A 7,657-nucleotide genomic window follows, 5' to 3' on the forward strand; every position below is an offset into this window, starting at 1 on the left:
AGTTGAACGGCGGCCCTTTTCAGATTGAGAACAAAGGGAATTCCCATGAAACACCTGATGCTTTCCGCCTTCGTGTCAGCCGCGCCCCTGACTTTGCTGGCAGACCCGCTGCCAAGCTGGACGGCCTCGGGATCAAAAGAGCAGATCGTTGCATTTGTCGATGCAGTGACGGACCCGGACAACGCCGACTACGTCACCCCTGCCGACCGGATCGCCGTTTTTGACAATGACGGCACACTTTGGGCCGAGCAGCCGGTGTATTTCCAGTTCATTTTCGCCATGGACCGGCTGGCGGAACTGGCGGAACAGGACCCGTCTATCCTGGCGACCCCCGCTTTGAAGGCGGCAGCGCAAGGTGATGTCGCCACGGTTCTACAGGGCGGCCATGTCGCGCTGATCGAGGTGGTGAATGCCTCGCATTCAAACATCAGCGTGGACGACTTTCAGGCGTCGGTTGCCGACTGGCTGGACACAGCGCGCCACCCGGATACCGACCTGCCCTACCATCAGATGACGTATCAGCCGATGGTCGAACTGCTGCGCTATCTGCGCGATGAGGGGTTCAAGACCTATATCGTGTCCGGCGGTGGCCTGCATTTCATGCGGGTCTTTGCGGAAGAGGCTTACGGCATCCCGCCCGAGCAAATCCTCGGCACGTACGGCACAACGACCTACGAACAGGTCAACGGCGTTCCCACGGTGGTCAAGGCGCCCGGCATCGCCTTCATCGACGACAAGGAAGGCAAACCGATCAACATTGAACGCACCATCGGCAAACGCCCGATTCTGGCCGGGGGCAACTCGGACGGCGATTTTGCCATGATGGAGTGGACAACAGCCGGGGACGGCCCGCGTCTGGGCGTGCTGATCCACCACACGGATGCCGGGCGTGAATGGGCCTATGACCGCGAAAGTCCCATTGGGAAGCTCGTCGATGGGCTGGATAAGGGGCCTGATATGGGCTGGGTCATTGTGGATATGGCGCAGGACTGGTCTCGTATCTACACTGGCGGGAACTGAACCCGTCGGAGTCGCCTAACCTCATGTGGACATTATTGGTTTCCACCTTCGTTTTCGCCCTCTACGTCACGGCGGTGGTGTTTTCGATCCGCGCGGCGCAAACCGCGCGGACGCCACAGGGCGCGGTAGGTTGGGTGGTCTTTCTGATCTCTGCCCCGTTTGTTGCGGTGCCGCTTTACCTGTTTCTGGGCCACCACCGGTTTCGCGGCTATCGGATCGCCCGGCAGGAAAGCGAGCAGGTTGTCGAAGGGATCAAAACCTTCGCCGACTATTCCAAGCCCGACCCGTCAACCATGTCGATCAATCCCCGCCCTTTCGAGCTTTTGGCGCATCTGCCCGTCTCGCGCGGGAACGGGGCCGAGTTGCTGATCGACGGGCAAGCCACGTTCGACGCCATTTTCGAAGCGATTGACTCGGCGCAGAACTACATCCTGATCCAGTTCTACATCGTGCGCGACGATGCGCTGGGCCAAAAGATGCAGAACAAGCTGATCGAGGCGGCGAAGCGTGGCGTGCATGTCAGGTTCATGACCGATGCGGTGGGCAGCTATGGCCTGCCGAACGAATATCTGGAAACCATGCAAAACGCCGGGATTGACGTTGCAAACCCCCGGGATCAACGTGGGCCGAACTTCCGGTTTCAACTCAACTACCGGAACCATCGGAAGACTGTGATCATCGACGGGGAAACCGGGTTTATCGGCGGCCACAATATCGGGGTCGAATACCTTGGGCAGAACCCGCATTTTGGCCGCTGGCGCGACACGCATCTGAAAATGACCGGCCATATCGTTCGCCAACTGCAGCTGATCTTCACCGAGGATTGGCACTGGGCCCATGACGAAGACCTGATCGACCATCTGGACTGGGCCGGCAGCGAATCTGAGCAGGACATGAACGCCCTGCTGGTTGCAACGGGTCCGGGGGATGAAACTGAAACCGGTGCCATGATGTTCTTTTCCGCCATTGCCGAAGCGAAAGAGCGGGTTTGGATCGCCTCCCCCTATTTCGTTCCCGACATCGACATCATGACCGCCTTGCAGCACGCCGCCATGCGCGGTGTCGATGTTCGTATCCTCGTGCCCGAAGTAATCGACCACCGCCTGCCCTGGCTGGCGGCCTTTGCCTATTTCGACGAAATCCGCGACTGCGGCGCGCGGGTGTTTCGTTATACCGATGGCTTCATGCACCAAAAGGCGTTCGTCATAGACGACACTTTGGCTGCGGTCGGGACCACCAATCTCGACAACCGCTCGTTCCGCCTGAACTTCGAGGCGATGGCCCTGTTCTTTGACTCCCGCGCCGCTCGGGCCACGGAAAACATGCTGTTGACGGATTTCGAAGCCAGCTATGAACTGACACGCTCGCTGGACCAGCAACCAAGGCACATCCGGTTCGGAGCCCCACTGGCCCGTCTGTTCGCGCCCATTCTCTAGGAAAAGAAGTTTTCCTGAAACACTCTGGTCATCAGGGCCACCATATAGGCGGTCGAAAGGCCAAAGGCCAAAAGCCCCGCGACCGCCGCGAAAGACCCGAAGATGCGCAACGCGTCACCCAGAACGATATCGCCATATCCAAGGGTCGTGAATGTCACCAGCGAGAAGTAAATTGCGGTATTCCAGTCCGGCAGAACCTCGAGCAGCATCCAGACAATCGCCCATATCCAGACCTGAATCGTGTGCGTCAACACGATAAAAGCCAGCGCAATGGCAATTGGCCCGGCGGTGCCCACGAAGATACCGCGCTCGGCCTTTTTGGCCTCCATCTTCATGATGACAACGGTGCACCAGGTCAGCAGCAGAATTTCAACGATGAAGCACAGACCCAGAAAGACACTGCCGAGGAATATCTGATTTGGCAATGTCATGTTTTTACGTCCTGAATTACGTTACGGGATGCTCAGGGCAGAATGACCGCTTGGGCGTTTGCGCACAAGCCCGATCCGCACGGAACCCATCTGCGGCGAATGGCACCGGGTGCAGGTCTGCACTGGACACTCTGCCAACTTGTTGCACATCTTGCAGGGCAAGACGGGGCAGACCATGCTGTTGAATATCGACCGAGTTCAGAAATCCTATCCCGGCGGGCGGCCCGTTCTGCGCGACGTTTCGCTGACGCTGGATCAGGGCCAGACGCTTGCCCTGACCGGGGAAAGCGGCAGCGGCAAGAGCACGCTGCTGAACCTGACCGCCGCGCTGGACGGTTTTGACGGCGGCGAGATCACGCTGGATGGAACGCCCCTGTCCGCGCTCGACGATGCGGGCCGCGCGGCGTTGCGGCGGCGAAGCGTCTCGCTGGTGTTCCAGCAGTTCAACCTGATCCCGTCGCTGACGGTCGCGCAGAACCTCTCGTTTCACGCGCGTTTGGCCGGTTGCCCTGATGCCGAATGGGCGGCGCATCTGGCGGACAGGCTGGGTCTGACGGATTTTCTGGATCGCTACCCCGAAACCCTTTCGGGCGGGCAGCAGCAGCGCGTCGCGATAGGCCGGGCCATGGCCTCGCGCCCGAAATTGCTGCTGGCGGACGAACCCACCGGCAATCTGGACGAAACGGCCAGCGCCAATGTTCTGGACTTGATGCTGTCGCTTGTGGCCGATACCGGGGCCGCGCTGCTGCTGGTGACGCACTCGCAGGACATCGCGGCGCGGCTTGACCGAAGGGTGCATCTGTCAGGCGGGCATGTTCAATGACCGCTGCGGTCATACAGGCGCTGCTGTCTCATTGGGCGGCCCATCGCCTGCAACTGGCGACCCTGCTGATCGGTATCGCGCTGGCCACCGGGCTTTGGTCGGCGGTTCAGGCCATCAATGCCGAGGCCCGCGCCAGCTATGCAAGGGCAAACGCCCAGCTTGCGTTCGGCCAGTTTGACGAGTTGCGCGACCCCTCGGGCCCGATCCCCCTGTCGCGATATATCGACCTGCGCCGCGCCGGTTGGCAGGTCGCCGCAGTGCTCGAAGGCCGGTATCGGGCAGGCCGGCGCAACCTGCGCCTGATGGGCGTGGACCTTGTGACCTTTCCCGCCCTGCCCGCGGTCACCGAAACGGAGCAGAGCGCAAACCCGCCCGGCCCCGCCGACATCCTGACCGCCCCGGGGCGCCTTTTGGTGTCGCCCGACCTTGCGCCAGTGCTGCGCGATCAGGACGATCTGCCGCCGATCCTGACCACCTCGGCTTTGCCGTCCGACATCATCCTGACCGACATCGGCGTTGCCGAAGTGCTGTTGAACCGACCGGGCGAAATATCTCGGCTGGTGGTCCTGCCGGACCAGCCCCGCACCCTACCCCCTCTGTCCGAGATCGCGCCCGAGCTGGAGCGGATCAACCCAACCGCTCAGGTAGATACGGCGCAATTGACCGACAGTTTTCATTTGAACCTGACGGCCTTTGGCCTGCTGTCCTTTGCCGTCGGGTTGTTCATCGTGAACGGCACGGTTGGTCTGGCCTTTGCCCAGCGGCGCGGCATGATCCGAACGCTGCGTGCGCTGGGTGTGTCGATGCGGCGGCTGGTCTGGCTGATCCTGGCCGAACTGACCCTGCTGGCGCTGATCGGCGGGATACTGGGTCTGGTTTTGGGCTTTTTCCTGGCCGGAGCCCTGCTGCCCGATGTGGCCGCAACCCTGCGCGGTCTCTACGGCGCGCCCGTCAGTGGGGAGTTGTCGCTGCAACCGGCATGGGCCGCCGCCGGTATCCTTATGGCCGTTGCGGGCACTCTGCTGGCCAGCGGGCACGCCCTTTGGCGGTTGTCCCGCATGCCGCTTTTGGCCGGACCGGGCCTGCAGGCCTGGCAAGGCAAAGCCGCCGCTCGGCGCCTGACCGGGATCGCGGGCCTTGCTTTGATCATCGGCGGGGCCATCGCATATGTCAGTGTCGGAGGGTTGCTTGCCGGTTTCGCCCTGTTGGCCGGACTTCTGACCGGCGCAGCGCTGCTTTTGCCCGTCTTCCTGTCCTTCGCCCTGTCCTTATGCGCGCGCGCCGCAAAGGGGCCGGTTTCACAATGGGTCTGGGCCGATATGCGGGCGCAATTGCCGGGGCTTTCACTGGCCCTCATGGCGCTGCTGCTGGCGCTTGCGGCCAATATCGGCGTCGGAACGATGGTGTCCAGCTTTCGCCTCACCTTCGTCGGCTGGCTGGACCAGCGCCTGACCGCAGAACTCTATGTAACCGCAGAAGACGCGCAACAAAGCCGCGAGATGTCCGAGTGGTTGCGCCCACAGGTCGACGCAATCCTGCCGATCCGGAACGTGGAACTGGCCCACGAAACAGGCCCGCTGTTTCTGTACGGAGTCGTTGATGACCCGATTTACCGCCAATACTGGCCCCTGATCGCGTCGTCACCGGGTGTCTGGGATCAGGTCATGACCGACAGGGCCGTTCTGATCAACGAACAGCTTGCCCGCCGCGCCGATCTGTGGCCCGGCGATACCCTGACCCTAGGCGATGGTCATACTCTTCCGATCACAGGCGTCTATTCCGACTATGGAAACCCCACCGGGCAGGCCATCGTCTCGATGCGGCAGCTGGACCGGATCGCCCCCGGAACCGAGGCCCGGCGTTTTGGCATTCGGATGGATCCGGCGAACGCAACCGGGATGGCGCAAACCCTGAGGGATCGTTTCGCCCTGCCCCGTCAGGCCGTCATCCAGCAAGCGGCGATGAAAGCGCAATCGCTGGCGATATTCGAGAAAACCTTTGTCGTCACCTCGGCCCTGAACGTTCTGACGCTTGGGGTGGCGGGCTTTGCCATCCTCACCAGCCTGCTGACCTTGTGGACACAGCGCCTGCCGCAGATTGCGCCGGTCTGGGCGCTGGGTCTAAATCGGGCACAACTGGCGCGACTCGAACTGTTGCGCAGTGTGTTGCTGGCCGCGTTAACGGCCTGTCTGGCCCTGCCCTTGGGCTTAGTGCTTGCGTGGGTGCTGCTGGCGGTCATCAACGTGCAGGCCTTTGGCTGGCGCTTGCCAATGTATGTGTTTCCGTGGGACTGGCTCTACCTGTTTCTTCTGACCCTTCTCGCCGCGTTGATCGCCGCCGCCCTGCCCGCGCTGCGATTGCTGCACCTGCCCCCTGCCGATTTGCTAAGGGTGTTTGCCAATGAACGTTAAGCCCCTCCTGACAGCGCTGTTGCTTCTGCTCCCGGTCGCAGGCTGGGCGCAAGGCTACGCCAACCTCGGAGGCTCCGCCGAAGGCTTCGCCATCCCGCAGCGCGGTTATCAGTTCGATTTCCCCGCAGATCACGGGCCGCACCCAACCTATCGGATCGAGTGGTGGTATCTGACCGCAAACCTGCAAGGCGAAGACGGGCGCGACTATGGCATCCAGTGGACGCTGTTTCGATCGGCTTTGAAGCCCGAGGACACGCACGGCTGGCAAAGCCCGCAACTCTGGATGGGGCACGCGGCGCTGACAACGCCAAAGGTCCACTATTTCGCCGAACGCTTGTCGCGCGGCGGTATCGGTCAGGCCGGTGTGACAGCAACCCCGTTCGAGGCCTGGATCGACGAATGGCGCATGGCAGGCCCGGATTTCGACACCTTGACCCTGACCGCGAACGGGCATGATTTTGGATACGACCTGTCCCTGAAGGCCCAAGGCCCGCTGGTCTTTCATGGAGATTCGGGTTTTTCGGTGAAATCCGCCGATGGTCAGGCCAGCTACTACTATTCGCAACCGTCCTACGCCGTCGAAGGTGTCCTGCACCTGCCTCAGGGCGACGTCGCTGTCACCGGCAATGGCTGGCTTGACCGCGAATGGTCCTCGCAACCTCTGGCCGGGGACCAAAGCGGCTGGGACTGGTTTTCGCTGAGTTTCGACGATGGCGACAAGCTGATGGCCTTTCGCCTGCGGGGCGCGCGCGGGGATTTTACGGCTGCCACATGGATCGACGCAGACGGCAATGCCACAGCCCTGCCCGATGGCTCGGCGCGGTTCACCCCGCTTGAAACCGCCCACGTCGCCGGGCGGGATGTCCCCGTGCAGTGGCGCGTCGCGCTGCCGGATCGCGGTCTGGATGTCGAAGTTTCCGCCCTTGTGCCTGACGCATGGATGGCGACCCGATTCGAATACTGGGAAGGCCCGGTCAAGGTGTCCGGGTCGCATCACGGGCGCGGCTATCTGGAGATGACTGGGTACTGACCGGGCCCGCCCCTTACCGGACCACGTAGACAGACACATCCGAATGCCGCACCACCCGGGCTGCGTTCGGACCCAGCAGGTAATCCTTGAGGTCGGGTTTATGCGCGCCGATGACGATCAGGTCTGATCCGGCCTCTTTGGCCGTATGCAAGATCTCCTGATACGCGCTGCCGGTGGCAACCACGTGGCGGACCGAGGCGTTGCGCGCCTCGCCCAGTGTCGATGCGCAGGCGGCGATCAGCTTCTCATGCGCGGTCTCAACCGCGTTTTCATGAAAGCTGGCATCGAAAAAGCCCGAGACCCAGCTTTCCCCGAAGTCCGGCAGCACGGTCACGACATCCAACTGCGCACTGTCCAGATCGGCCAGTTGGGCCGCGCGCTGCAATACGTTCGCATCCAGATCGTCATTGCTGATATCCACGGCGCAGAGGATGGATTTTGTCATGGTGTTACCTCTTGGTCAGTGGTGCGTGCGGCGCGGCCGCGCTGCAGGAAGGCGATGAGGG

General features: G+C 62.1%; 7 protein-coding genes. 5 read left to right on the forward strand and 2 right to left on the reverse strand.

Translation table 11 applies throughout. The annotated features are described in order from the left end of the window. The first annotated feature begins 45 nt into the window (after nucleotides 1-45). Nucleotides 46-1,020, forward strand: a complete 975-nt coding sequence (locus tag ACR0EZ_RS03930) for an HAD family hydrolase (RefSeq protein ID WP_480611090.1) — start codon at nucleotides 46-48, stop codon at nucleotides 1,018-1,020. Between the two features lie 23 nt (nucleotides 1,021-1,043). After that, on the forward strand, nucleotides 1,044-2,456 hold the full coding sequence (cls, locus tag ACR0EZ_RS03935) for a cardiolipin synthase (RefSeq protein WP_480611092.1): 1,413 nt from the start codon (nucleotides 1,044-1,046) through the stop codon (nucleotides 2,454-2,456). Here the strand turns inward: cls and ACR0EZ_RS03940 are convergent. Continuing rightward, entirely contained in the window at nucleotides 2,453-2,887 is a 435-nt protein-coding gene (locus ACR0EZ_RS03940) for an ion channel (protein ID WP_480611095.1), read from the reverse strand. The two genes, cls and ACR0EZ_RS03940, sit on opposite strands and share 4 nt — an antisense overlap. Nucleotides 2,888-3,062: 175 nt before the next feature. Between ACR0EZ_RS03940 and ACR0EZ_RS03945 the strand changes: the two genes are divergently transcribed. The 3 genes from ACR0EZ_RS03945 to ACR0EZ_RS03955 are packed head-to-tail and all read left to right on the forward strand — an operon-like array spanning nucleotide 3,063 to nucleotide 7,151. Then, nucleotides 3,063-3,710: an ABC transporter ATP-binding protein gene (locus ACR0EZ_RS03945; RefSeq protein WP_480611165.1), complete on the forward strand. Its 648-nt coding sequence runs from the start codon at nucleotides 3,063-3,065 to the stop codon at nucleotides 3,708-3,710. Beyond that, nucleotides 3,707-6,121, forward strand: coding sequence for an FtsX-like permease family protein (locus ACR0EZ_RS03950; RefSeq protein ID WP_480611097.1), 2,415 nt, complete (start codon nucleotides 3,707-3,709; stop codon nucleotides 6,119-6,121). The genes ACR0EZ_RS03945 and ACR0EZ_RS03950 overlap by 4 nt, the downstream gene beginning before the upstream one ends. Continuing rightward, the gene (locus ACR0EZ_RS03955) at nucleotides 6,111-7,151 is read left to right on the forward strand and encodes a lipocalin-like domain-containing protein (protein ID WP_480611100.1); all 1,041 of its coding nucleotides are present in this window, start codon (nucleotides 6,111-6,113) and stop codon (nucleotides 7,149-7,151) included. The genes ACR0EZ_RS03950 and ACR0EZ_RS03955 overlap by 11 nt, the downstream gene beginning before the upstream one ends. Before the next feature lie 13 nt (nucleotides 7,152-7,164). Here ACR0EZ_RS03955 and ACR0EZ_RS03960 read toward each other — a convergent pair whose 3' ends face one another. Then, complete coding sequence (locus ACR0EZ_RS03960; protein ID WP_480611101.1) at nucleotides 7,165-7,596, reverse strand: universal stress protein; 432 nt, start codon at nucleotides 7,594-7,596, stop codon at nucleotides 7,165-7,167. Nucleotides 7,597-7,657: the final 61 nt, after the last annotated feature.

This window comes from Ruegeria sp. AK4 (assembly GCF_056541025.1).

What these genes read in the sequence shown, in the direction of transcription:
- ACR0EZ_RS03950 (WP_480611097.1), top strand. Translation starts at nt 3,707, where the DNA reads ATGACCGCTGCGGTCATACAGGCGCTGCTGTCTCATTGGGCGGCCCAT.
- ACR0EZ_RS03945 (WP_480611165.1), top strand. Translation starts at nt 3,063, where the DNA reads ATGCTGTTGAATATCGACCGAGTTCAGAAATCCTATCCCGGCGGGCGG.
- ACR0EZ_RS03940 (WP_480611095.1), bottom strand. Translation starts at nt 2,887, where the DNA reads ATGACATTGCCAAATCAGATATTCCTCGGCAGTGTCTTTCTGGGTCTG.
- ACR0EZ_RS03955 (WP_480611100.1), top strand. Translation starts at nt 6,111, where the DNA reads ATGAACGTTAAGCCCCTCCTGACAGCGCTGTTGCTTCTGCTCCCGGTC.
- ACR0EZ_RS03930 (WP_480611090.1), top strand. Translation starts at nt 46, where the DNA reads ATGAAACACCTGATGCTTTCCGCCTTCGTGTCAGCCGCGCCCCTGACT.
- cls (WP_480611092.1), top strand. Translation starts at nt 1,044, where the DNA reads ATGTGGACATTATTGGTTTCCACCTTCGTTTTCGCCCTCTACGTCACG.
- ACR0EZ_RS03960 (WP_480611101.1), bottom strand. Translation starts at nt 7,596, where the DNA reads ATGACAAAATCCATCCTCTGCGCCGTGGATATCAGCAATGACGATCTG.